At 63.7% G+C, this 22,221-nt stretch carries 23 protein-coding genes and 2 tRNA genes; 13 read left to right on the plus strand and 12 right to left on the minus strand.

Features of this window, described 5'->3' with window-relative positions:
• The 5 genes from F2P46_RS37195 to F2P46_RS34100 form a co-directional block, all read left to right on the plus strand.
• Nucleotides 1–197, plus strand: a 197-nt coding sequence (locus F2P46_RS37195; protein ID WP_208296892.1) for a hypothetical protein, incomplete at its 5' end; no start/stop codon positions are given.
• Nucleotides 198–392: 195 nt separating this feature from the next.
• Complete coding sequence (locus F2P46_RS34085) at nucleotides 393–767, plus strand: DUF5668 domain-containing protein (RefSeq protein WP_166898749.1); 375 nt, start codon at nucleotides 393–395, stop codon at nucleotides 765–767.
• Nucleotides 757–1,497 carry a DUF5668 domain-containing protein gene (locus tag F2P46_RS34090; RefSeq protein WP_166898750.1) on the plus strand — a complete coding sequence of 247 codons (741 nt, stop codon included), beginning with the start codon at nucleotides 757–759 and terminating at the stop codon, nucleotides 1,495–1,497. Before F2P46_RS34085 ends, F2P46_RS34090 begins: the two co-directional genes overlap by 11 nt.
• Nucleotides 1,497–2,555 (plus strand): sensor histidine kinase, encoded by a 1,059-nt coding sequence (locus tag F2P46_RS34095; RefSeq protein ID WP_166898752.1) that lies wholly within the window; start codon nucleotides 1,497–1,499, stop codon nucleotides 2,553–2,555. The genes F2P46_RS34090 and F2P46_RS34095 overlap by 1 nt, the downstream gene beginning before the upstream one ends.
• Nucleotides 2,546–3,268 (plus strand): LytTR family DNA-binding domain-containing protein, encoded by a 723-nt coding sequence (locus F2P46_RS34100; protein ID WP_166898753.1) that lies wholly within the window; start codon nucleotides 2,546–2,548, stop codon nucleotides 3,266–3,268. The genes F2P46_RS34095 and F2P46_RS34100 overlap by 10 nt, the downstream gene beginning before the upstream one ends.
• A 146-nt stretch (nucleotides 3,269–3,414) precedes the next feature.
• On the opposite strand, the gene F2P46_RS34105 is transcribed toward F2P46_RS34100, so the two are convergent.
• The 3 genes from F2P46_RS34105 to F2P46_RS37200 form a co-directional block, all read right to left on the minus strand.
• Nucleotides 3,415–5,670, minus strand: a complete 2,256-nt coding sequence (locus F2P46_RS34105; protein WP_368737988.1) for a helicase C-terminal domain-containing protein — start codon at nucleotides 5,668–5,670, stop codon at nucleotides 3,415–3,417.
• Nucleotides 5,667–7,310: a VRR-NUC domain-containing protein gene (locus F2P46_RS38080; RefSeq protein ID WP_229509573.1), complete on the minus strand. Its 1,644-nt coding sequence runs from the start codon at nucleotides 7,308–7,310 to the stop codon at nucleotides 5,667–5,669. The genes F2P46_RS34105 and F2P46_RS38080 overlap by 4 nt, the downstream gene beginning before the upstream one ends.
• 266 nt (nucleotides 7,311–7,576) lie before the next feature.
• Nucleotides 7,577–8,344 (minus strand): hypothetical protein, encoded by a 768-nt coding sequence (locus F2P46_RS37200; RefSeq protein WP_208296893.1) that lies wholly within the window; start codon nucleotides 8,342–8,344, stop codon nucleotides 7,577–7,579.
• A 251-nt stretch (nucleotides 8,345–8,595) separates the two neighbouring features.
• On the opposite strand from F2P46_RS37200, the gene F2P46_RS34125 reads away from it, so the two are divergent.
• Nucleotides 8,596–9,087, plus strand: a complete 492-nt coding sequence (locus F2P46_RS34125; protein WP_166898759.1) for a type VI secretion system tube protein Hcp — start codon at nucleotides 8,596–8,598, stop codon at nucleotides 9,085–9,087.
• A gap of 226 nt (nucleotides 9,088–9,313) precedes the next feature.
• Here the strand turns inward: F2P46_RS34125 and phaP are convergent, their stop codons facing one another.
• The 5 genes from phaP to F2P46_RS34150 all read right to left on the minus strand — a co-directional run bounded on the left by phaP (nucleotide 9,314) and on the right by F2P46_RS34150 (nucleotide 11,748).
• Complete coding sequence (gene phaP / locus F2P46_RS34130) at nucleotides 9,314–9,859, minus strand: TIGR01841 family phasin (RefSeq protein ID WP_166898760.1); 546 nt, start codon at nucleotides 9,857–9,859, stop codon at nucleotides 9,314–9,316.
• A gap of 73 nt (nucleotides 9,860–9,932) precedes the next feature.
• Complete coding sequence (locus F2P46_RS34135; RefSeq protein WP_166898762.1) at nucleotides 9,933–10,139, minus strand: hypothetical protein; 207 nt, start codon at nucleotides 10,137–10,139, stop codon at nucleotides 9,933–9,935.
• A gap of 178 nt (nucleotides 10,140–10,317) precedes the next feature.
• The gene (locus tag F2P46_RS34140) at nucleotides 10,318–11,373 is read right to left on the minus strand and encodes a serine hydrolase (protein ID WP_166898763.1); all 1,056 of its coding nucleotides are present in this window, start codon (nucleotides 11,371–11,373) and stop codon (nucleotides 10,318–10,320) included.
• A 127-nt stretch (nucleotides 11,374–11,500) separates the two neighbouring features.
• Nucleotides 11,501–11,585 (minus strand) — tRNA-Leu (locus tag F2P46_RS34145).
• A gap of 78 nt (nucleotides 11,586–11,663) precedes the next feature.
• Nucleotides 11,664–11,748 (minus strand) — tRNA-Leu (locus tag F2P46_RS34150).
• 358 nt (nucleotides 11,749–12,106) lie between these two features.
• On the opposite strand from F2P46_RS34150, the gene rnr reads away from it, so the two are divergent.
• The 4 genes from rnr (at nucleotide 12,107) to F2P46_RS34170 (ending at nucleotide 17,107) form a co-directional block, all read left to right on the plus strand.
• Entirely contained in the window at nucleotides 12,107–14,623 is a 2,517-nt protein-coding gene (gene rnr / locus F2P46_RS34155; RefSeq protein WP_166898764.1) for a ribonuclease R, read from the plus strand.
• A gap of 3 nt (nucleotides 14,624–14,626) precedes the next feature.
• Nucleotides 14,627–15,370, plus strand: coding sequence for a 23S rRNA (guanosine(2251)-2'-O)-methyltransferase RlmB (rlmB, locus tag F2P46_RS34160; protein WP_166898766.1), 744 nt, complete (start codon nucleotides 14,627–14,629; stop codon nucleotides 15,368–15,370).
• 288 nt (nucleotides 15,371–15,658) lie between these two features.
• On the plus strand, nucleotides 15,659–16,399 hold the full coding sequence (cysE, locus tag F2P46_RS34165; RefSeq protein ID WP_166898777.1) for a serine O-acetyltransferase: 741 nt from the start codon (nucleotides 15,659–15,661) through the stop codon (nucleotides 16,397–16,399).
• A 27-nt stretch (nucleotides 16,400–16,426) separates the two neighbouring features.
• Entirely contained in the window at nucleotides 16,427–17,107 is a 681-nt protein-coding gene (locus F2P46_RS34170; protein ID WP_166898779.1) for a YceH family protein, read from the plus strand.
• A 49-nt stretch (nucleotides 17,108–17,156) separates the two neighbouring features.
• Here the strand turns inward: F2P46_RS34170 and F2P46_RS34175 are convergent, their stop codons facing one another.
• From F2P46_RS34175 to F2P46_RS34185, 3 genes are read right to left on the minus strand one after another with little or no spacing between them, the layout of a single operon-like run.
• Nucleotides 17,157–18,071: a hypothetical protein gene (locus tag F2P46_RS34175; protein ID WP_166898768.1), complete on the minus strand. Its 915-nt coding sequence runs from the start codon at nucleotides 18,069–18,071 to the stop codon at nucleotides 17,157–17,159.
• Nucleotides 18,068–18,925: an ABC transporter ATP-binding protein gene (locus F2P46_RS34180; protein WP_166898770.1), complete on the minus strand. Its 858-nt coding sequence runs from the start codon at nucleotides 18,923–18,925 to the stop codon at nucleotides 18,068–18,070. The genes F2P46_RS34175 and F2P46_RS34180 overlap by 4 nt, the downstream gene beginning before the upstream one ends.
• The gene (locus F2P46_RS34185; RefSeq protein ID WP_166898771.1) at nucleotides 18,922–19,287 is read right to left on the minus strand and encodes a GntR family transcriptional regulator; all 366 of its coding nucleotides are present in this window, start codon (nucleotides 19,285–19,287) and stop codon (nucleotides 18,922–18,924) included. Before F2P46_RS34185 ends, F2P46_RS34180 begins: the two co-directional genes overlap by 4 nt.
• Nucleotides 19,288–19,673: 386 nt before the next feature.
• On the opposite strand from F2P46_RS34185, the gene F2P46_RS34190 reads away from it, so the two are divergent.
• Together F2P46_RS34190 and F2P46_RS34195 are read left to right on the plus strand one after the other, a co-directional pair.
• A complete protein-coding gene (locus tag F2P46_RS34190) occupies nucleotides 19,674–20,285 on the plus strand; it encodes a hypothetical protein (RefSeq protein ID WP_166898773.1) in 612 nt (203 codons plus the stop codon).
• 29 nt (nucleotides 20,286–20,314) lie between these two features.
• Complete coding sequence (locus F2P46_RS34195) at nucleotides 20,315–21,691, plus strand: hypothetical protein (RefSeq protein WP_166898775.1); 1,377 nt, start codon at nucleotides 20,315–20,317, stop codon at nucleotides 21,689–21,691.
• 39 nt (nucleotides 21,692–21,730) lie between these two features.
• Here the strand turns inward: F2P46_RS34195 and F2P46_RS34200 are convergent, their stop codons facing one another.
• Nucleotides 21,731–22,009 (minus strand): hypothetical protein, encoded by a 279-nt coding sequence (locus F2P46_RS34200; protein ID WP_229509574.1) that lies wholly within the window; start codon nucleotides 22,007–22,009, stop codon nucleotides 21,731–21,733.
• Here F2P46_RS34200 and F2P46_RS37205 point away from each other — a divergent pair.
• Nucleotides 22,002–22,221, plus strand: a 220-nt coding sequence (locus F2P46_RS37205; RefSeq protein ID WP_208296894.1) for a hypothetical protein, incomplete at its 3' end; no start/stop codon positions are given. The two genes, F2P46_RS34200 and F2P46_RS37205, sit on opposite strands and share 8 nt — an antisense overlap.

Consider the following 22,221-nt stretch of genomic DNA (forward strand, 5'->3'; position numbering starts at 1 on the left):
TCGATGTCCCGTTCAATCGGGTAGGGCATCCATTACCCGCGACCATCGAAAACACTGCCGACGAGGTTTCGTATCGTCCAGCCAGCAACGCACTGGCAGTTCATGAAACATTCAGGCTAGCAGCCTGCCGGACGTGGGATCGTCGGCTGCAAAAATACCTGGGACGGTCCCTATTTCGCCGCTTTCTCGGCCAATAGTTCGCTATTGGCACTACGAAATCGTCAAAATCTGGCCTCGCCCAGCTATCTTTTCGCTTCGACTCCCCACGTCCGACAGGCTGCTGGCCGGTCGCGCCGCCGTTCACCGGGCGCCAGCGGCCATTGGCCGAAATCCCCTGTGCAGCGCCGCCGCGCCGATGTATCGTTGCGCCTGAACTGACTACAGGAGCAATCGTGTCCAATAAATCCTCTTACGAATGGCGCAAGCAGTTGATGTGGGGCTTGCTGCTGATCGGCTTCGGCACCGTCGTGCTGCTCGACCGGCTCGATGTGTACCACGTCGATAACATCTGGCATTACTCGCCACTGGTGCTGACCGTCATGGGCGTGAACAGAATGATCGGTTTCCCGACCGCCAAAGACTTCACCAGGGGCCTGTGGGAGGTGTTCGGCAGCCTGTGGCTGTTTGCCGTGTTCGAACACCTGTTCGGCCTGACCTTTAGCAACGGCTGGCCGGTTCCGGTCATCTTCTGCGGCGTGACCATGATCCTGGAACCGTTCATCGAACGCCGCCTCGCGCCCGGCACGGAGCCGACCAATGAAAAATAAGGCCCGCACCTCCGGCGTCCCCAACCAGGTCTGGCTCGGCCTGGCGGTGATCGGCTTCGGCATGCTGTACCTGCTCGATAACCTGTACATCATCGACCGCCGCCAGGTCATGCATTTCTGGCCCGTGCTGGTCATCATCGGCGGCCTGGTCAAGTTCGCCGAAGCCGATTCGCGCCACGAGCGCATGTTGTTCGGCCTGATCACCGCCGCCGGCGTGGTCCTCACCCTCAACCGCCTCGGCTACGGCTACTTCTTCAACGCCCGCACCTTGTGGCCGGTGCTGCTGATTTTGTTCGGCATCGGCGTGATCCACAAAGCGTTGCGCAAGCGCGATACGGCGCCCGGCGTGCCGCTCAAGGACGATGCCGGCGCCACGTTCTCGGCCGATGCCGACGCCGACGGCGACGCCGTGGTCGATATCACCGCCATCCTCGGCGGATTCCGGCGCCGCCTTAGCACGCCGGCGTTTCGTGGCGGCGATATCAGCGCATTCATGGGCGACTGCATGCTCGACCTGCGCGAGTCGTCGATCATTGGCGAGGCCGAGATCAATGTGTTCGCTGTCATGGGCGGCGTGACCATCAAGTGCCCGCCCGACTGGACCATCATCCTGAAAGGCGTGCCGGTGCTCGGCGGCTTCGAGGACAGGACCGCGCCCGCCACGGACGCCGGCAAGCGCCTCACCATCCGCGGCTACGCCATCATGGGCGGCGTGGAAGTGCGCAACTGATGCAAGGACCGTTCTCCACGCGGCGCGGCGCCGGGCTGTACCTGCTCGCGTGGCTGCTGCTGGCGATCGTGTTCGCGGGCCTGATCGTGGCCGCCAGCGGCGCCGCGTGGACCGACGGCTTGTTCTTTACCGTACCGGTGACGCTGCTGTATGCCTGCGCCACCGGGTTTTCGAGCTACTACCTGTGCCGCGCCTATCCGCTCAACGAGCGCAGCGCGATTTCCGTGCTGCTGGTGTTCGCGGTCGCCGCCGTCGTGGCCAGCCTTGCGTGGACCGCGCTGTGCATCGGCTGGAACCATGCCTGCGCCGCCATCGCCATGAGCGCCCCCCTGCAAGCGGCGATCTTCGGCCTGGGCGTGATCCTGTACGCGCTGTGCGCCGTGGCGCATTACCTGGCGTTCGAATTCCAGCGCGCGCGCGCCGCCGAACGGCGCGAACTGGAAGCGGCATTGACCTCGCAGGACGCCGAACTGCGCATGCTGCGCACCCAGATCGATCCGCATTTTCTGTTCAATAGCCTCAATTCGATCAGCGCGCTCACTTCCATCGACCCGGCCCGCGCGCGAGACATGACCTTGCAACTGGCCGATTTTTTTCGTCACAGCCTTGGCCTGGAGGCGAGCCGCAAGGTCACCCTGGAAGCGGAAGCGGCGATGGCGATGCACTTCGTCGCCATCGAAAAAGTGCGCTTCGGCGCGCGCCTGAACATCGAGCGGGCGCTCGACGCCGGCGCGCTCGACTGCCTGCTGCCGCCGATGATCCTGCAGCCCTTGATCGAAAACGCCATCAAGCACGGCATCGCCCACCTGACCGGCGGCGGCACCATCCGCATCGCGGCGCGGCGCGCCGGCTCGGTCCTGCACATCGTGGTGGAAAACGATATCGACAACGATCCGCCGGCCGTCACCAGCCATGGCATCGGCCTGGCTAACGTGCGCCAGCGCCTGGCGGCCACCTATGGCAATGAGGCCAGCATCCACTGGACGCGCGAGGCGCACCAGTTCCGGGTGGCGCTGTCGCTGCCCTTTCACACCACGGAGAGACAAGCATGCGCGTGATAATCGTCGACGATGAAGACCTGGCGCGCGCCCTGGTGCGCGAGTTCCTGGCGATGCACGCCGATATCGAGATCGTGGCCGAATGCGCCAACGGCTTCGACGCCGTCAAGGCCATCACCGAACTGGCGCCGGACCTGGTCTTTCTCGACATCCAGATGCCCAAGCTGAACGGCTTCGAGGTGGTGGAACTGGCCGGCGCCGGGGCGCGCTATATCTTCGTGACCGCCTTCGACCAGTACGCGCTCAAGGCTTTCGATATCCACGCCGTCGATTACCTGCTCAAACCCTTCAGTCAGCAGCGGCTGGACGCGGCCCTGGCGCATGCGCGCAGCAGCGTCAAGCAGCTTGGCGTCGATGCCGTGCTGCGCGAGTCGGCGCTACGCGGCAAGCCGCTCGAGCGGGTGCTGATTCGCGATGGCGCGCGCGTGCACATCATCGCCGCCGGGCAGATCGACTATATCGAAGCGCAGGACGATTACGTGCGCATCAGCGCCGGCGGCAGGCATTATTTAAAGAACCAGCGGCTGACGGAACTCGAAAGCCAGCTCGATCCGGCTGTTTTCGTGCGCGTTCACCGGTCCTGGATGCTCAATCTTGGCGCGATCGACCGCATCGAGCAGGGCAGGGACAGCCATACCGCGATTCTCAAGGACGCCACCCGCATCCCGATCAGCCGCAGTGGCTACCAGAAGGTCAGGGCGCTTGTCGGCTGACACCTCGTCATTCCCGCGCTAACATCAAAACCGTCATTCCCGCGCAGGCGGGAATCCAAGGTCTCACTGCAGTCGCGAATCTACTAACCTGGATTCCCGCCTGCGCGGGAATGACGACGGGTTTGAGGACGGCTGGTCACCGCGGCTTACGACACCGGCAATCCCGCCTGGTCCACATGCCACCAGCGCGGCAGCAGTTCGCGCACCTCCGGCTGCGCAAAGCGGTCATCGATCAGATACACCACCCCGCGGTCGCCCTCCGTACGGATCACGCGCCCTGCCGCCTGCACCACCTTCTGCATCCCCGGATACAAATACGTGTAGTCGTAGCCCGCCCCGAACGTGGCTTGCATGCGCTGGCGGATCTGCTCATTGACCGGATTCATTTGCGGCAGCCCGAGCGTGGCGATGAAGGCCCCGATCAGGCGCGCGCCCGGCAGGTCGATCCCTTCGCCGAACGCGCCGCCCAGCACCGCAAACCCGACCCCGCGACTGTCCAGCGTGAAGCGCCCCAAAAAAGCATCGCGCTCCGTCTCGGCCATGCGGCGCGGCTGGCGGAACACGGCAATGTCGGGATAATCGCGCTCGACCCGCTCGGCCACCTGCTCGAGGTAATCGAAGCTGCTGAAAAACGCCAGGTAATTGCCCGGCGCCTGCGCATACTGACGCGCGATCAAGGCCGCAATCGGCGCCACCGACCTGGCCCGGTGCGTAAAGCGCGTCGAGATATCGCGCACCACATGCACGCTTAACTGGTCGGCGACAAAAGGCGAGTCGATGTCGACCCAGGCCGTATCGGCCGGCAGGCCGAGCGCGTCGCTGTAGTAGTTCCATGGGCTGAGCGTGGCCGAAAACAGCGCCGTCGCATGCGCCAGCGCGAAGCGCGGTTTCAGGAACGGCGCCGGCACGATATTGCGGATCGCCAGGGTGGACGCGTGCGCGCCGTCACGCGTGCAGTCGACCATCGAGTGCTCGGCAAAGGTCTCGGCCAGCCGCGCGAAGTGCAGGGCGTTGAAGTAGAAGCGCTGCAGGTCCGGTTCCATCGGCCCCGGATTGTCGGCCAGGTAGTCGGTGATCGCGCTTGACGCGCCCTGCAGCGCATCGAGCAGTTTTTCGGGCGGCGCGCCTAGTACTTCGTAATCGGCGCCATCGCTGGACGGCCAGCTGCGCCCCACCTTGTCGAGCGCCTTTTTCAGGTGCGCCGGCGCCACCGCGCGCGCCGCCCGCAAGGCGCCGCGTTCCAGGTCGGCCGAATACATCTTGCGCGCGCGAGAGACCATATTGTGCGCCTCGTCCACCAGCACGCTCACGCGCCACTGGTTCGCCAGCGCCAGCCCGTACAGCATCGCGCCCATGTCGAAGTAGTAGTTATAGTCGCCCACCACCACGTCGCTCCAGCGCGTCATTTCGCTGCCCAGGTAATACGGGCAGACCTGGTGCGCCAGCGCGACCGCGCGCAAGCCCTCGCGGTCGAGCAGCGGGACTGCGCGCGCCGCACTGCGCGCTGCCGGCAGGCGGTCGTAAAAGCCCTTCGCCAGCGGACAGGAGTCGCCGTGGCAAGCCTTGTCGGGATGCTCGCACGCCTTGTCGCGCGCGACCAGTTCCAGCACGCGCAGCGGCAGGCCGGGCGCGCTGCGCTGGATCGCTTCGGCCGCGTCGAGCGCCAGCTTGCGTCCCGGCGTCTTGGCGGCCAGGTAAAACACCTTGTCGAGCCGGTGCAGCGGCGCCGCCTTGAGCGCCGGGAACAGGGTGCCGATGGTCTTGCCGATGCCGGTCGGCGCCTGCGCCAGCACGCAGCGCGCGCCGCTGTTGGCGCGGAAGATGGTTTCGGCCAGGTCGCGCTGGCCGGGACGAAACGCCGGATGCGGAAAGCGCAGTGCGCCCAGCGCCGCGTCGCGCGCCTCGCGGTGCGCCAGCTCGTGCGCGGCCCACGCCACGAAGCGCTCGCACTGGTCGGCGAACATGGCGCGCAAATCAAACGCGCTGTGTGTCTCGCGCAGCACCGTTTCGGTCTGCTTGCCGATGTCGAAGTAGACCAGCGCCAGCGACACCTGCTCCAGGCCGAGCTGCGCGCACAGCAGATGCCCGTAGACGCGCACCTGCGCCCAGTGCAGGTGGCGGTGATTGGCGGGCATGCGATCGAGGTCGCCGCGGAAGGTCTTGATTTCTTCGATCAGGTTCTGGGCCGGGTCGTAGCCGTCGGCCCGCCCGCGCACCAGCAGCGGACCGTATTCGCCCGCCAGGCTGACCTCTTTCTGGTAGCCGGGGCCGCGCCGCCCGGTCACCACGGCGTGGCCGGCGATGCCTTCCTGGGCGGTGGGCGAGGGCGTGAAGCGCAGGTCGAGGTCGCCCTGCTTGGCGCAAAATTCGCACAGGGCGCGCACCGCGACGACGTAGCTCACTGCGCCCACTGCAGGTAGCACACGGAAATGGGCATCTGATGCGCGGCGCAGTATTCGATCCAGCGCAGCTGGTTGTCCTGCAGGCGGTCTCCCGGGCCTTTGACTTCGATCATGTTGTAGCGCCGCTCCAGCGGCCAAAACTGGATCAGGTCCGGGAAGCCGTTGCGGTTGGCCTTGACGTCGAGCAGGATGCGCTCGCACCATTTTTTCAGGTGCTCGGCGGGGATGCAGGCCAGCGCCATCCCGAGCAGCTCGGCGCTGAGCGCTTCCCAGGCCACGAACGGCGAGACGATGCCGCGCTTGCTGTCGTAGTTGGCGCGGATGGTGTCCTGGTAGCGGCCGTCGTCCAACTGGTCGAGGCAGGCGCGGAATTCGCGCTCGCGCCGGCGATAAAAATCGGCGCTGTGCAGGTCGGCCGGGCCACGGTGGAACGGGTGGAAAAACGCGCCCGGAATGGCGCTGAAGATCGGTCCCCAGCACAGCAGCCCGAACAGGGAATTGATCAGCGCGTTCTCGACGTAGAACACGGGCGCGTCGGCGCTGGCCAGATGGTCGCGCACGATGCCTTCGACCCACCAGTTCGCTTCAAGCGGCATCGGCAGGCAGAGGTCGAGCCGCCGCACCGCCGGCGTGCGCTGCGACGGCAGCGCCTGGTGCCCGAGCTTGCGGCGCAGGCGCGGCGCAATGCGCAGCAGTTGCTGACGCTCGGCGTCGCTCTCGGGCGCGGCCTGGGCGCGTTCGAGCAGCGCGTGCGCCTCGGCATGGCGTTCGTGTTTTTCCAGCACGCGGATGGCGCGCGCCCGCGCACCGGGATAATTGCAGCAGGCGTACAACTCGAACGCCTGGCCCCAGTCTTTTTGCTTTTCCACGTGTTGGGCGATCTGGAACATCAGCCGTTCGCGCCGGCTGTCGATCCATTCGTTGTCAAAAGGCGCGCGCGGCAGCGTGGCCAGCACCTCGTCCAGGGCGTCGCCGGCGCGAAAGCGCTCCTTGCACTGGTGCAGGGCCAGGTAATCGTCGACATCGCGGCGCGTGCGAAAACCACGCGAGGAGGTTGAAAATTCGACTTTTTCGTACTGGAACAAGCCCAGGTCGGACAGCACAAATTCGGTCCAGTCCTGGTGCAGGTTGCCGAAGAAGATCAGGCGCAGGCGGTCGCACAGGTCCTTGACGGTGATGCTGTAGACAGTGTCGGGCGAGTCGCGGTACCAGGCCGAAAACGCGCGCGCGTCGCCGAAGGCATCGCGCAGGGCGGCCAGTTGTTCGCCCTTGCGTGCGCTCTTTTCGTGCAGCGACAGGCTGAAAATGGCGCCGATCTCGGCTTTGAGGAGCAGCTCGAACAGCGCGTCGAGCGTCAGCACCGGGTCGGCATGGACCCAGCCGGTGGGCAGCAGGTGGCGCGCAGCCTCGACCGAGCAGCCGATTTCGGCGTAATTGAGCTTGCTGGCGCGAAAAATCGTGCCTTTGCGCATGACCATGCGCACCAGCAGCGCGCGCGAGGCTTGCGGCAGCGACGGGAACGTGGCGATGAACGCGCGCTCCTCCTCGGTCAGCAAGTCGTTGTAACGCCCGGCAATCCATTCCAGTACCTGACGAAAATTATCCAGATAATAGAACTCATTCTCAAGAACTTTGCGCATTGTGCTGCGGACCATCGACCAAACCCTGTAATTATGTACAGTATATCGTCAGTGGCCGGCAAACCCCAGCAAATTCGTCTAGCAGCCTGTCGGACTTGGGGAGTCGAAGCGAAAAAATAGCTGGGCGAGGCCAGATTTTGACGATTTCGCAGTGCCAATAGCGAGCTATTGGCCGAGAAAGCGGCGAAATATGGACCGTTCCAGGTATTTTTGCAGCCGACGATCCCAAGTCCGACAGGCTGCTCAGGTGCTGCGCGGCGTGGTTTTCAGGGCTCGGCGAGGTGGCGCCGGCGCGGCGCGTGGCGGGCCGCCAGCATCGGCCCGGGCTGGGCCAGGTCGCGCCGCTGCGCGCCGGCGTTCGAGAGCAGGGTGATGAGCGCGCCGCCGTGCTCGTTTTGCCGCGCCGGCGCCGCCATCGACGCCACCTTGCGTTTCACTGCAACGGGCGCCTTGCGCGGCTCGCCGCGGCTGGCCTTGCGCGGCGCCGGCTGTTGCACCGTTTTCCCCACTTTCACGGTGACATGCTTGCCCGCGGCGGCGGCCGGTTTGAGGTGCTCGCGCAGCCTGGCCGATGCCTTGACCGGGCTCGCCAGCCGTGCCGGGGCCGGCGGCGCCGACGCCTGAACCGCCTCCGGCGCCAGCAGCACCAGCGGTGGAATCGGTTCCGGGGCCACCACCGGCCGCGCCGGCGCATCCTCTTTTTCATCGATGATCACGACCGGCTTGGCGCGCGCCGCCAGCGCCACGCCGGCCGTGCGCGGCTCGACCTTGGCCGGGGAGGCGGCCTTGAGCACATGCGGCGACTTGATGTTGTCGTACGTCAGCAGCGCCACCAGCGTGACCAGCATCACGACCGTGATCGACGCCGCCGCCGCCAGCACAAGGCGCACGTAGCGCACCCTGCTGGCGGCGCCGGTGGCGAACCTGCGCCCCACGGCGGCGTACGCTTGCTGTTCGATATCGGATGAACGCCGGTTGCCCTGGCGCAGCTCGGGCTTGATGCTGGAATAAGTATTCTGGGCGGAAATGGACACGGACGACTCCCTGAAGGTGAGGATGCATTCCAATTAGAAACAATTCCGCTCAGCACCTTCATGATATTTGTCGTGCTTCCACTCCAGCGCAAGGCGCTGTTTGATCAAGATCAATCGTGCCCGGATTGAGCAAGACCTCAAGCGAACTGAGCCGAGCTTGATCGTGCGCAATCGCGGGTCGCTTCGCCGCTCCAATAATGGGGTTTGTGTTCAATATCTCGCGGTCTCATTCCTCACACACGGAGTTCAACATGGCAATCGACGTTTACTTGCAAATCGACGGCATCAAGGGCGAATCGACCGATAACCTGCACAAGGACTGGATCGAATGCCAGTCGGTGTCGTGGGGCGTGTCGCAGCCCAAGTCGGCCACCGCGTCGACCGGCGGAGGCCATACCGCCGAGCGCTGCGAACACAGCGAGCTGTTCATCGCCAAGCTGGCCGACCTGGCCACGCCGCTGCTGCTGCAAAACTGCTCGTCCGGCAAGACGCTGCCGAAAGCCAAGCTGGAATTCATGCGCGCCGATGGCCAGGGCGAACGCATCAAGTATTTTGAGATGGAACTGGAAAACGTCTTGATCAGCACCGTCAGCCCGTCCGTGACCGAAGGCGACATCCTGAACGAGCACCTGGGCTTGAAGTATTCCAAGGTGAAATGGAAGTACACGCAGCAAAAAGTCGGTGGTGGAACGGGCGGCAATACCTCGGGCGGATGGGACCTGGCCACCAACAAAGTGGTCTGACAGACAGACGCAACCGCCGTGGCGCACGCCGCGGCTCCATCGGGAGAACAGAGTGAGACAATATGCACACCGGGCGGTCGATCGCCTCGCCACGCGCAAGCGCATTACCCTGCTGGTGCTGGTGATCATCGTTTGCAGCGGCGCGGTCGCCTGACGCAGCGCGTTCCAAACGTAAAAAGCGCCGTCCCGGATTGCCGGGAACGGCGCTTTTTCATGCCTGAAGCAATCAGGCGGCGTTTTTCTCGGCCGGCGCAACCTGCGCGGTGGCCTTGGCAATCTGCTCTTCCACCACTTGCACGGCCTGGCGCGTGGCCTTGGTCACCTGCTCGTAGCCCTGGAAGGCATTGTCGATCGCGGTCTTGATGATTTCGACGGCGTTCTCCGAGCCCGGCTTGACGTTCTGCGTCACGTCGTAGATCAGCGCCGTCAGGGCGCTCTTGGCTTCGGCGATATGGGCGTCGGCGGCTTGCGTGAATTCGCTGTGGATGTCGTCGATGATCACCTTGAGCTGCTCGCCGTACTGCACCGCGCCGGCCATCGGCTTGGCGTGGGCGGTGGCAACGTCGATCGCCGCTTTCGGGTCCTTGGCCTGGCTCATTTCCTTGCCCATCGCCATGGAACCTTGCACCGAATTTTTTGCAGTCGTCATGTTCAGCGAGACAACCTGTTCCACGCCTTGCACCGCTTTGCTGGTGAGGGCGTTAAAAGTCATCATCTGGAGTTCAAACAGCGTCTTGGTGGCGGATGCAAATTGTTCGGGATTCGTAAACATGGACTTCTCCTCAGTGTGAATGGATGTACTAACAACCCTCAACCTTCAAGTTTCTCCTCTATGTTTTTAGCTATTATTTAGCAATAAGCAACTTCATGCAATGGCTATCTCGATAGGGGCCGTTGACTTTTTCCCAACCCGGTCCGAGCGGCGTCTGGTGGCACACCTGTTTGCTGTCGGCCTTGCTGCGCCAGGTGAACCAGGGCGCCGGGGCGGCCAGCAGCGCTGCGCTTGCGCAGGCGAGCAGGACGGCCACAGCGGATTTGCGGAAAGTTGTCATATGCCAGAGCGAGCATAGCCTGTTGGCGCCGCAAGTCAAGTGTGCGGCGTGCGCGCAGCGGTTCAGCGCCCGGGCGGGGCGGCGGCGGGGCGATGCCGGCGCCGTTGTCGCTGACCGAGACGGGCACGCTCGCAAACGGTCCCGCGACCGCGCCGAGGCTTGCCCCCCGGGAACAAGGTCAGCGTGGCGCGCGCAGGTAGTGGGCGGCGACCAGTTCGAGCAGCCTGGCGATGTCGGCCTCGGAGCGGTTGGTCAGCACCACCACCGCCAGCCCATCGTCGACGAAGCGGGTGCCCTGGGTGGTGAATCCCTGCCATGCGCCATCGTGCCAGACCGAGCGGCGCTCCAGGGTGGGCGATGTCTCCCAGCCGAAACCGTAGGCTTTGGTGCCGCCGTTGGTGAGCGTGGTCGGGCGCCACATGGCTTGTTTGAGCGCCGCGCCCAGCACCTTGTCGCCATCGAGCGCGATATGCCATTTGGCCAGGTCGCGCGCGGTCAGGTACAGGCTGCCGTCGGCGGTGGTGTTGAGCGTGGGCGAGACCCATTCCTGGTTCTTGAATGCGCCTTCGACCAGGTCATAGCCGGCGGCGCGGTGCGGTACGATGTTGCGCTCGCTGATGATGCGCGCCTGCATGCCCGCCGGTGCGAAGATGCGCTCACGCAGCTGTTCGCCGTAATGTTTGCCGCCCACCCGGGTGCACAGGATGCCCAGCAGCTGGTAGCCGAAATTGCTGTATGCCCATGTCGTCCCCGGCGCCCACTGCAGCGGCAGCTTGCTGCCTGCGCGTTGCAATTGCGCATCGGTGTAGTCCTGGTTGAGCTTGATGATATGGTCCGGATCGCGCAAACCCGAGGTGTGATTGAGCAAATGGCGCACCGTAATCTTTTTCCAGGCCGGCGGCGTGGCCGCAAGATGGCGCGAAATCGGGTCGTCCAAGGTCAGTTTGCCGTCGGATGCCAGCAACAGGACCAGCGCGGCGGTAAATTGCTTGCCGAGCGAACCGGACTGAAACACGGTATCGGGCGTGACGGCGACCTGATGTTCCAGGTTGGCCATGCCGTAAGCGCCTTCCTTGATGGTGTTTCCATCCTTGACGATGGCGATGGCGGCGCCGGGAATGCGCTGGCGCGCCATTTCGGCGTTGACGGTGTCGTCAACCGGGTCGGCATGCGCCGCGCCGCAGAGTGCGAGGAGGACGACAGCCAGCACGCGGCCGGGCAAACGATCAATCATGGCGAATTCCTGAATCGGATATATGGGGCATGCATGAAACCGGCCGCGCAACGCAAAACGCCGCAGCCTTTATGCAAGGACTGCGGCGCTTCCGGAATTTTGCGGGAAATAATCTAACCCGGTAGAGTGGTGCCCACGGAGGGACTCGAACCCCCACACCTCGCGGCACATGGACCTGAACCATGCGCGTCTACCAATTCCGCCACGTGGGCATTGATACAGCTACTGCAACAACTTTTACGACTCAACTACGACTACTTGGTACTCTCAGGAAAACATCTTCCAGGGAGTGGTGCCCACGGAGGGACTCGAACCCCCACACCTCGCGGCACATGGACCTGAACCATGCGCGTCTACCAATTCCGCCACGTGGGCATTGATGTTGCTGTACTTCTTTTGCTGCCTGCCGGCGTTGCCGCCGACTTCTGCTATCATACTCGCTTTCGGAGTTTTGCGCCAGACTAACTTTCGTTACTCTTTTTGCTCAATACCATGCAAATATGCTGCCTTTTTCTCCCGCTTCAACGTTGTGTTTCCGCGAAAGACCAAAATTATAGCCGAAGATTTGGAAATGTCACAGCCCTAGCCGAAGAATCTTTCAAAACACGCTTCGTTAGGCGAATCGCACCGTACTCCGGTACACTACGCCTATCACTGTGTCAATAATCACTGTGTCAGTCACCCGCCTAGACATTTCCCGCGGTAACTGCCAAAAACAAATATAGAAAAACATTTGAACCAAATTACTCATACCATTCCCAGCCGCGAGGATATTCTCGGCATTTTCCGCAACGCGGGCGCGACGCTTGATCTCGAAAGCATCGCCCGCACGCTCAAGGTCAAGCCAGCCGCGCTGGAGGTGTTAACCAGGCGTTTGAATGCCATGCAGCGCGACGGCCAGATCCACGCCGACGCCGATGGCAACTACGCCCTGGCCGACCATTCCGGCTTTATCGCCGGTAAGGTCAGCGCGCACCGCGACGGTTTCGGCTTCGTCATCCCCGACGAACCGGGCGAAGACCTGTTCCTGTCCGACAAAGAGATGCAGAAAGTCCTGCATGGCGACCGTGTGCTCGCCAAAGTCACAGGTACCGACCGCCGCGGGCGCCAGGAAGGCACCATCGTCGAAGTCGTCACGCGCGCCAACAGTCATGTGATCGGCCGCCTTCTCAATGAGAACGGCGTCTGGATCGTCGCTCCCGAAGACAAGCGCATCGGCCAGGACATCCTGGTCGCCGGTTCGCCCGGCAAGGCCAAGGCAGGGCAGATCGTCAGCGTCGAGCTGAGCGAGCAGCCTTCGCGCTTCAAGCAGCCGGCCGGCCGCGTGGTCGAAGTGCTCGGCGACCTGGACGATCCCGGCATGGAAATCGAAATTGCCGTGCGCAAGTTCGGCGTGCCGCATATCTTCTCCGCCGCCGCGCTCAAGTCCGCCGCCAAGCTGCCCGGCGAAGTGCGCGAAGCCGACCTGCAAGACCGGGTCGACCTGCGCGATGTGCCGCTGGTGACCATCGACGGCGAAGACGCGCGCGACTTCGACGATGCGGTGTACTGCGAGCCGGTCAAGGTCGGCAAGGCCAACTGCTTCCGCCTGATCGTGGCGATCGCCGACGTGTCCCATTACGTCAAGCCGAACGATGCGCTCGACATCGACGCCATCGAACGCAGCACCTCGGTGTATTTCCCGCGCCGCGTCATCCCGATGCTGCCCGAGAAGCTCTCGAACGGCCTGTGTTCGCTGAACCCGGCCGTCGACCGCCTGACCCTGGTGTGCGACGCCGTCATTTCGGACAAGGGCGAAATCAAGGCCTACCAGTTCTATCCGGCCGTGATTCACTCGGCTGCGCGCCTGACCTACAGCGAAGTGGCCGATATCCTCGGCAACACCGCCGGCCCTGAAGCGGCGCGTCGTCCGGCCATCGTGCCGCACCTGCTCAATCTGTACGATGTGTACCACGCGCTGCACAAGGCGCGCCAGGTACGCGGTGCGATCGACTTCGAAACCACCGAAACCTATATCGTCTGCAATGCGCTCGGCAAGATCGAAAAGATCATTCCGCGCACCCGCAACGATGCGCACAAGGTCATCGAGGAATGCATGCTGGCGGCCAACGTCTGCGCGGCCGATCTCTTGATCCGCCACAAGCATCCCGGCACCTACCGCATCCACGCCTCGCCGACCAAGGAAAAGCTCACGCAAGTGCGCACCTTCCTCAAGCAGCTTGGCCTGAACCTGAACGGTGGCGACAAGCCGAGCGCCAACGATTACGCCGAACTGATGAAGCAGATCAAGGACCGTCCGGATGCGTCGCTGCTGCAAACCATGCTGCTGCGTTCGATGCAGCAAGCGGTCTACAGCCCGGACAATATCGGCCACTTCGGCCTGGCGTACGAGGCGTATGCCCACTTCACCAGCCCGATCCGCCGCTATCCCGACTTGCTGACGCACCGCGCCATCAAGGCCATTTTGCTCGGTAAAAAATACGAGCCGAAGGGCATCGACCTGGCCGGCCTGAACACCACCGTGTCGAACGCCACGCGCAAGCAGCAGGCGAAAGACAAGGCCGAAGGCAAGCAAAAGAATGAAAAAGACCTGACCATCTGGGACGCCCTGGGCGTGCACTGCTCGGCCAACGAGCGCCGCGCCGACGAAGCCTCGCGCGACGTCGAAGCCTGGCTCAAGTGCTACTTCATCAAGGACAAGCTCGGTGAAGAATTCACCGGCGTGGTCTCGGGCGTGACGACCTTCGGCATTTTTGTCCAGCTCGACGCGCTGTTCGTCGAAGGCCTGGTCCACATCACCGAACTGGGCACCGATTACTTCCAGTACGACGAAGCGCGTCACGAACTGCGCGGCGAACGCACCGGCAAGCGCTACCAGCTGACCGACCGCGTGACGGTGCAGGTCTCGCGTGTCGATCTGGAGGCGCGCAAGATCGACCTGGTGCTCGCCGGCGGCAGCGTGCAGGCCGATAGCGGCGCGGGTAAACCGAAAAGCGCGGCGCACAAGGCGCTCGACGCCAAACCGGCCAAGTCGGGCAAGTCGGGTCGCTCCTCGGGCGGCGGCGCGGGCAACACGCCATCGCGTTATGAACTCGATGAAAGCGTCGGCGCCGAAGTGTCGGGCGGCAAACCAAAACGCAGCAAGTCCGGTTCGACCACCAGCAAGGCGACCAGCCGTTCCGCAAAACCGGCAGGCAGCAGCAGTTCCAGCACCAAATCAACAAGCAAAACGAATAAGAGCAAGCGATAACACATGAAGAATAAAATGATTTTCGGGTTCCATGCGGTGACCTCGCGTCTGCGTCACGAGGCCTCGTCGGTGGAAGAAATTTTTGTCGATGCGACCCGCCAGGATCGCCGCATGCACGATCTCGTCGCCAATGCCAAGGCACTGGGCGTACGCGTCATGCCGGTCGATTCGGCCCGCCTCGACAAGATCGTCGGAACCCGGCGCCACCAGGGCGTGATTGCCTTCGCCAGCCAGCTGGCGCTGGCGCGCAACCTCGATGAACTGTTGGATGCGATCGAAGGTCCGCCGCTGCTGCTGATCCTCGACGGCATCACCGATCCGCACAACCTGGGCGCCTGCCTGCGCGTGGCCGACGGTGTCGGCGCGCACGCGGTCATCGTGCCGAAGGACCGCGCGGTGGGCCTGAACGCCACGGCGGCCAAGGTTGCCAGCGGTGCGGCGGAAACTGTGCCGTACATCACGGTCACCAACCTGGCGCGCACCATGCGCGAGCTCAAAGAGCGCGACATGCTGCTGATTGGCACCACCGACGATGCGGACAAGGGCTTGTATGAAGCGGACTTCTCCGGTCCGGCCGCACTGGTCATGGGTTCGGAAGGCGAGGGCATGCGCCGCCTCACCCGCGAAACCTGCGACGTGCTCGTTGGTATTCCGATGTTCGGCTCGGTCGAGAGCCTGAACGTCTCGGTGGCGTCGGGCGTCTGCCTGTACGAAGCACGCCGCCAGCGCATCGCGCGCGAAGTTTGATATCCGGCACGCCGGCCTTGAACATCCGGGCCGGCGTGGCGCACCTCCTTACTTGCAAATTTCCATCTTGTTGACGCTGTCTTTGCTGTTATGGCAAGGACTGGCGCCGTTGGCGTACGCGGCGAGGTCATCGACTTGCCGGCGCGAATGCCGCACATTCAGCATGCTTGCATGATCTGCCTTGCCGCAATCGCCTTTATGCTAACCGGGCAAATTGACCACACATAAGCGGGAGGCGGGCGGATACGCTACCATGCCTGTATCGCAACTGTTCCCATGTCCCTGTTTATGTTTTTACACCTGCGCGAAGATATCAAGAGCATCATTGAACGCGACCCGGCCGCCCGTAACGGATGGGAAGTATTGACTTGTTATCCCGGCTTTCAGGCCATCATGATGCATCGCTGGGCGCAGGCTTGCTGGACCCGCAGGCTGAAATGGATCGGCCGCTTCATTTCCTACGTGGCGCGCATCCTGACCGGCATCGAGATCCATCCCGGCGCCAGCATCGGGAGGCGCGTGTTCATCGACCACGGCTTCGGCGTGGTCATCGGCGAAACCGCCGTGGTCGGCGACGACTGCACCATCTACCAGGGCGTGACCCTGGGCGGCACCTCGCTCAACAGCGGGGCCAAGCGCCATCCGACCCTCGAGCGCGGCGTCATCATCGGCGCCGGCGCCAAGGTGCTCGGCTCGTTCACCGTGGGCGAATACGCCAAGGTCGGCTCGAACGCGGTGGTGATCAAGCCGGTGCCGGCTGGCGCGACGGCGGTCGGCAATCCGGCCCACATCGTTCAGAAAGAGGTCGACACGCGCGCCAGCGCGCATCTGTTCTCGGCCTACGGCGTCACCCCGAACGGCGACGATCCGCTGTCGAAGGCCCTGCACGGGCTGATCAATCACGCGGCGCGCCAGGACGAACAGCTCGACCGCCTGATGGCGCTGATGAAGACGGCCGGAATCGCCTGCCCTAGCACGCCCGAGTGTGATAAATTGGATTCGGTAAAGCTCAATAAACTGGTCGAGTAAGGAAACAGACGCATGACACTAGAAGGTATGACACAAGAAGCAAACGGCGGCGCCGACGGCGCTGCCTTGCTGGACCCGTTTGAAATCCGCGTGCTGGCGGTGCTGGCCGAAAAAGAAGGCCTCACGCCCGACAACTATCCGATGTCGCTCAATGCCATCACCAACGGCTGCAACCAGCTCTCGAGCCGCGATCCGGTGATGCAGCTGTCCGACGAAACCGTGCAGGACGTGCTGCAGCGGCTGATGCAGCGCAAGTTCGTCAACGGCATCACCCAGGCTGGCGCGCGTGTGACCAAGTACGAGCACCGCATGCGCATCAAATGGACGCTCGAGCAGGACAAGCTGGCCGTGCTGACCATCCTGATGCTGCGCGGCTTGCAGACAGCGGGCGAAATCCGCACCCGCAGCGGACGGCTGCACGAATTCAAGTCGGTGGCCGATGTCGAGGCGTGCCTGCAGTTTTTGATCGACAAGTATCCGCCGATCGTGGCCCGCCTCGCGCTCGCGCCGGGGACCAAGGAGCCGCGCTACGGCCAGCTGTTGGGTGGCGACGCGGCGCTGGCGCAGCAGGAGTCCTCGTTCGGGGTGGTCAGCGCGCCGGCCCAGGGCAGCCGGGTGGCGCAGCTGGAACAGGAAATGGCGGCCCTGCGCGCCGAGGTCGAGGACCTCAAGCTGCAGTTCCTGGCGTTCAAGACGCAGTTCGAGTAAGCGCCCTCACCAGCGGCGGCGGGCAGGATATATGCCCACCGCCCGGCGTCTATCCTTCGTCCTTGAAGCGGCGCAGGCGAATCGCGGCATAGATCATCAGCAGGCCCGCCGCCGCGCCGATCCACACGCCCGGCGCGTGCAGCAGGGCGCCGGCCCGGTTGTGGTCGAACAGCCAGCTGCCCGGCACCAGGCCCAGCAGCATGCGCCCGGCCACGTTGCTCGCCATCCAGGCGGTCGCCGAGTTCATTCCCAGCACGTAGCCGACCCATTTCACCAGCATCAGCGCGATCAAGGGCACCCCGACCGCCCACAGGAACGGTTTCGATTTGGCCCAGGCGGACACCATCAGCAGCCAGCCGACCGTCGGCAGTGCGCACAGCACGTACACCGGCAGCACGCCCACCGCTTGCAGGGGCAACATAGTCACCGCCTCCTTGCCCAGGATGGCGCCGAACACATTGACCCCGTGGACCAAGGCCGCCGTGCCGACAATGAGCATCAACGCGAGCGAGGTGGCAAGGCTGATGCCGATCACGATCAGCGGCGCGGCCACGGTCACCATCAGCACTTTCGAGAGCACCGTCTGGGTATCGGACAGCGGCAGCGATTTCCAGAACAGGATGCTGCGGTCGCGCCGCTCGTCATGCAACGCGCCGAGGCAGTAAAAGAAGGTGGTCACGGCCAGCATCAGCAGCAGCGGCACGGCGGCCCCGAGGCAGATGTTCGAGAGCACGCTGGTGGCTTCCCGAACATCCTGGGCCGACATGCTGTTGAACACGGCTTGCATGTCCTGCATTTGTCCATTGAGATGCAGCTTGAAGGGGCTCTGGCCGCTACTCATGCCGTACACGACGGTAATGCCGGTCACCGCCACCATCACCATGCCAAGAATGAGCGGCGCCCAGAAAAACGATCCCTTGTGCTCCCAGAACTCGCGCTTGAGCAACCATTTCATTGTGTTCATGCGTAGCTTCCTTTCATGGTGGCGACAAACAGATCGGCGACGCTGGGGTTGCGCGTTTCGCCGAGGACCTCCAGCTGCGCGCGCGCCACGCCGTCGAACAGCATCACCGACTTGCCGAACACGCTGCGCTGGTCGATCGGCTGCAAGGCGTTGGCGGCGTTCACTTTGTCGGGCGCGACCATCACTTCGATGAAGCGCTCGCCGATCTCGTCCATCGAAGCCGACAGCACGATCTTGCCGTCGCGGATGAACAGCAGGTCGGTGAGGATATGCTCGACTTCCTCGACCTGGTGGGTGGTGATGATGATGGTCTTGTCCGCATCAAAATAGTCTTCCAGCAGGTTCTGGTAAAACTGCTTGCGGTAAAGGATGTCCAGGCCCAGGGTTGGCTCGTCGAGCACCAGCAGTTTGGCGTCGATGGCCATCACCAGCGCCAGGTGCAGTTGCACGATCATGCCCTTGGACATGGTCTTGACCTTCATCTCCGGCTTGAGCTTGGTCGCGGCCAGGTAGCGCTCGGCCTTGGCGCGGTTGAAGCGCGGATGCACGCCTTCGACGAAGTCGATCGCCTCGGACACGCGCAGCCAGCGCGGCAGGATCGCCACATCGGCGATAAAACAGACTTGCTGCATCAGCGCGTCGCGCTCGGTGCGCGGATCGAAGCCGAGCACCGACAGCTCGCCCTCGACATCGGTCAGGCCGAGCACGGCCTTGAGGGTGGTGGTCTTGCCCGAACCGTTGGGGCCGATCAGGCCAACGATGCGGCCGGCTGGAATGGTGAAGCTGACATTGTCGAGCACCACCGACGCGCCATAGCGCTTGCCCAGGTTGCGGGCGGTCAGGACGGCGCTCATGAGAGGCCTCCGTCTTGCGCGCGCAGCAACTGGTCGAGGTCGAGGCCAAGGCGGCGGATGCGTTCGAGCATGGCCGGCCATTCTTCGCGCATGAAGCGCTCGCGTTCGCTGGCGAGCAGTTTTTCGCTCGCGCCTTCGGTGACATACATGCCAATTCCCCTTCGTTTTTCTACGAGTTCCTCATCCACCAGTTCCTGGTAGGCGCGTGAGACGGTGATCGGATTGAGCTGGTACTCGGCCGCGACCTGGCGTACCGAGGGCAGGGCGTCGCCGGCCTTGAGGGCGCCGTCGAGCATCATGCCGATGACTTTTTCCTTGAGCTGGCGGTAAATGGGCGTGTTGTCGTTCCAGCCGATGGTCATGGCGGGCCCTTCCGGTAGTGCGGTGCCGCGTGGTGAGACATGATTCCTCCCTGTTGGTGAGGTGATGAGGTGGTGATGTAGTGAACTATAACACTAAATATCTGAATATCCAGCGTATGCATGCGAAAAAACCAACGCCCACCCGCGTCATTCGAAATAGTGCTCCAAGTTAATCACTGCTGCCGCTCAAAAATTGTCATATTTGCCGCCCATTAATCAATAGAACAATCCAATGCCGCAAATTCGACCTCAGTCATCCTTTCCACGGCGGGGCGGGCGGCGCAGCGTCGCTCTGTTACTGGCTGCAACACTGACCGCCTGCGGCGGCGGCTCCGGGGGGGGCCGCCGGAACGCCTGCGCAGCCGCCGGCACCGCCCGAGGCGCCGATGGTGACGCCCCCGGTCAAAGTGTTGCCGACCGTACTGGCCGGCGCACCATCGCTGTTGCAGACGCCGGGCGGCATGGCGGTCGATCGAGCCGGCAATACATTCGTGCTCGACGCCGGACGTCAACTGATCCTCAAGATCACGCCGGATGGCACGGTCTCGACCCTCGCCGGTGCGGAGCTGGTATTCGGGAGCCAGGATGGGGTCGGGGCTGGCGCGAGTTTTCGCTTCAGTCATGAGTCGCGCATGCTGATCGACGCGGCCGGCAACCTGCTGGTCACCGATACTTGCAACAATACGATACGGCGCATCACGCCGGCCGGCGCGGTGAGCACGGTCGCCGGCCAGACCGGCTATTCGTGCGGGCTGCGCGATAATCCGCTCACGCCCGACCGCCAGCCGGTGCGCGGCCTCTTCCACCGTCCCGCCGCGATCGCGCTCGATACCAACGGCGACTACCTGGTGTTGTCCGGCATTCGGGCGCTGCAGCGTGTCACGCCGGCCGGCAAGGTCAGCACCGTCGACTGGGCTAGCAGCCTGTCGGACTTGGGGAGTCGAAGCGAGAAAATAGCTGGGCGAGGCCAGATTATGACGATTTCGCAGCGCCAATAGCGAGCTATTGGCCGAGAAAGCGGCGAAATATGGACCGTCCCAGGTATTTTTGCAGCCGACGATCCCAAGTCCGACAGGCTGCCAGGGATGGCACGGCCGCGCGGCCAACCAGCCTGGCGGTTGGCGCTGACGGCGTCATCTATCTTGCCGACAGCACGCGCATTTACCGTGTCGAGTCCGGCGCAAGACTGCGCGTGCTGGCCGGCCAGCCGGTCAACGCGCTGGAAGACGGCCAGGGTGAGGCGGCCGGCTTCAACGTCGTGGGCGGACTGGTGGTGAACCAGGCGGGAGATGTGTTGTTCGGCGACGGGGGGCGCTTGCGCAAGATGACCCCTGCCGGCATGGTCACGACGCTGGTCGGCGAAAATGGCAGTGGCAGTGGCGGGTGGCGCGACGGCGACGCAGGCAGCGCCCGTTTCTCGTCGCTGGGTGCGCTGGCGTTCGATCCGGCCGGGCAGCTTATCTGGCTCGACGTCGGGGCGCGCAGCGTGCGCAGGATTTCGCCCGCCGGCGACGTGACGACGCTGGCCGCCACGCCGTCCACCATCGGTTCGGTTGACGGCGTCGGCGCGGCCGCGCGCTTTTCCGGCGTGACCCACGTGGCCAGCGATTCCAAAGGCAATCTGTACGTGGCTGACCGCCAGCGCCACGTGATCCGGCGCGTCAGCCCCAACGGCGAAACGACCGTGTTTGCCGGTGTGCCGGGCGTGCAGAACAATACATCGACAGGCGCTTTCAGGGCTGATGCGTTTGACACGCCCGACAGCATCGCGATCGATAGCAAGGATGTGATGTATGTGATCGACGCCCAGCGCATCGTCAAGATCAAGGGCGGTGCGATGAGCACCTTGTTCACCCTGGGTAAGGAAATCGGCTTCACCTACGATGTGGCCGTCGATCTGGATGGCAATCTTGCAGTGGCCGGTTCATACAAGGCGCTCATCCTGGCGCCGTCGGGCAAGATCATCCGCGAGATCGGCGTGAGCGATTTCTCGCGTGAGCTGGACGCCAACCGCGGGGGAGCGCTCCCCACTCCGCGCGGCGTCGCCTTCGACCGTGCCGGTAACCTGTACCTGGCCGATGCGTACGGCCACGTCATCTTCAAGGTCGCGAAAGACGGGCCGCTGTCGGTATTCGCCGGGACGTCCGGCATCGCCGGCGACCAGGACGGCGCGCCTGGCAAGGCCAGCCTGGGGTTCTACTCCCAGGTGCAGATGACGTTTGTGCCGAATGGCGACATGTATATGACCGGTCACGGAAAATTGCGCAAAGTAAGCCCCGATGGCACGGTATCGACCCCGGCGCTGGCCTGGGGCGACCCGAGCCTGATCAGCATCACGTATAGCAATGGCCTGCTGAAAGGCATGACGCGCTATGCCGTGATGCAAACCCCGCTGCCGCAGTAGGCGTTCAGCACCGGCAAGCCGGGCGTATCGCCACTGCGCCTACTTGCCGACCTTGCCGGGTAAGCTCAGCGTGCCTGACGCGACCTTGAACACATTCGCCATGCACAGCAGCGGGCTGTGCACGCTGGCGTTGACGCGCAGCGCCGCCGTCACGCCGTCGAAGCTGGCGTCCGCCAGCACACCCACATCGTCGAACGGCACCCGCACTTCCAGGGTGGTCCCCGTGAACACCGGGCTGCAGCCGGGGCTGTCGATCAGCAGCGGCAGGCCGGGCCAGGTTTTCGGCAGCTTCGGCGTCGCGCCGGCCGGAATGTCCACCACTTTCAGTGCGCCCTTGCCGCAGGCGTCGTCCGGTCATGGCCACGGCAAAGCGCAGGGCGGCGGCGGTTTTCGGATCGTCCGACTGGCTAGCAGCCTGTCGGACTTGGGATCGTCGGCTGCAAAAATACCTGGGACGGTCCATATTTCGCCGCTTTCTCGGCCAATAGCTCGCTATTGGCACTGCGAAATCGTCAAAATCTGGCCTCGCC

This window comes from Massilia sp. CCM 8734 (assembly GCF_011682155.1).
Taxonomy (GTDB): domain Bacteria; phylum Pseudomonadota; class Gammaproteobacteria; order Burkholderiales; family Burkholderiaceae_D; genus Telluria_A; species Telluria_A rubra.

Coding starts and splice junctions, on each gene's coding strand:
- F2P46_RS34090 (WP_166898750.1), top strand. CDS start 757: ATGAAAAATAAGGCCCGCACCTCCGGCGTCCCCAACCAGGTCTGGCTC.
- F2P46_RS34095 (WP_166898752.1), top strand. CDS start 1,497: ATGCAAGGACCGTTCTCCACGCGGCGCGGCGCCGGGCTGTACCTGCTC.
- F2P46_RS34100 (WP_166898753.1), top strand. CDS start 2,546: ATGCGCGTGATAATCGTCGACGATGAAGACCTGGCGCGCGCCCTGGTG.
- F2P46_RS38080 (WP_229509573.1), bottom strand. CDS start 7,310: ATGCGCAAAGTTCTTGAGAATGAGTTCTATTATCTGGATAATTTTCGT.
- F2P46_RS34125 (WP_166898759.1), top strand. CDS start 8,596: ATGGCAATCGACGTTTACTTGCAAATCGACGGCATCAAGGGCGAATCG.
- phaP (WP_166898760.1), bottom strand. CDS start 9,859: ATGTTTACGAATCCCGAACAATTTGCATCCGCCACCAAGACGCTGTTT.
- F2P46_RS34135 (WP_166898762.1), bottom strand. CDS start 10,139: ATGACAACTTTCCGCAAATCCGCTGTGGCCGTCCTGCTCGCCTGCGCA.
- F2P46_RS34140 (WP_166898763.1), bottom strand. CDS start 11,373: ATGATTGATCGTTTGCCCGGCCGCGTGCTGGCTGTCGTCCTCCTCGCA.
- rlmB (WP_166898766.1), top strand. CDS start 14,627: ATGAAGAATAAAATGATTTTCGGGTTCCATGCGGTGACCTCGCGTCTG.
- cysE (WP_166898777.1), top strand. CDS start 15,659: ATGTTTTTACACCTGCGCGAAGATATCAAGAGCATCATTGAACGCGAC.
- F2P46_RS34170 (WP_166898779.1), top strand. CDS start 16,427: ATGACACAAGAAGCAAACGGCGGCGCCGACGGCGCTGCCTTGCTGGAC.
- F2P46_RS34175 (WP_166898768.1), bottom strand. CDS start 18,071: ATGAACACAATGAAATGGTTGCTCAAGCGCGAGTTCTGGGAGCACAAG.
- F2P46_RS34180 (WP_166898770.1), bottom strand. CDS start 18,925: ATGAGCGCCGTCCTGACCGCCCGCAACCTGGGCAAGCGCTATGGCGCG.
- F2P46_RS34185 (WP_166898771.1), bottom strand. CDS start 19,287: ATGACCATCGGCTGGAACGACAACACGCCCATTTACCGCCAGCTCAAG.
- F2P46_RS34190 (WP_166898773.1), top strand. CDS start 19,674: ATGGTGACGCCCCCGGTCAAAGTGTTGCCGACCGTACTGGCCGGCGCA.
- F2P46_RS34195 (WP_166898775.1), top strand. CDS start 20,315: ATGGACCGTCCCAGGTATTTTTGCAGCCGACGATCCCAAGTCCGACAG.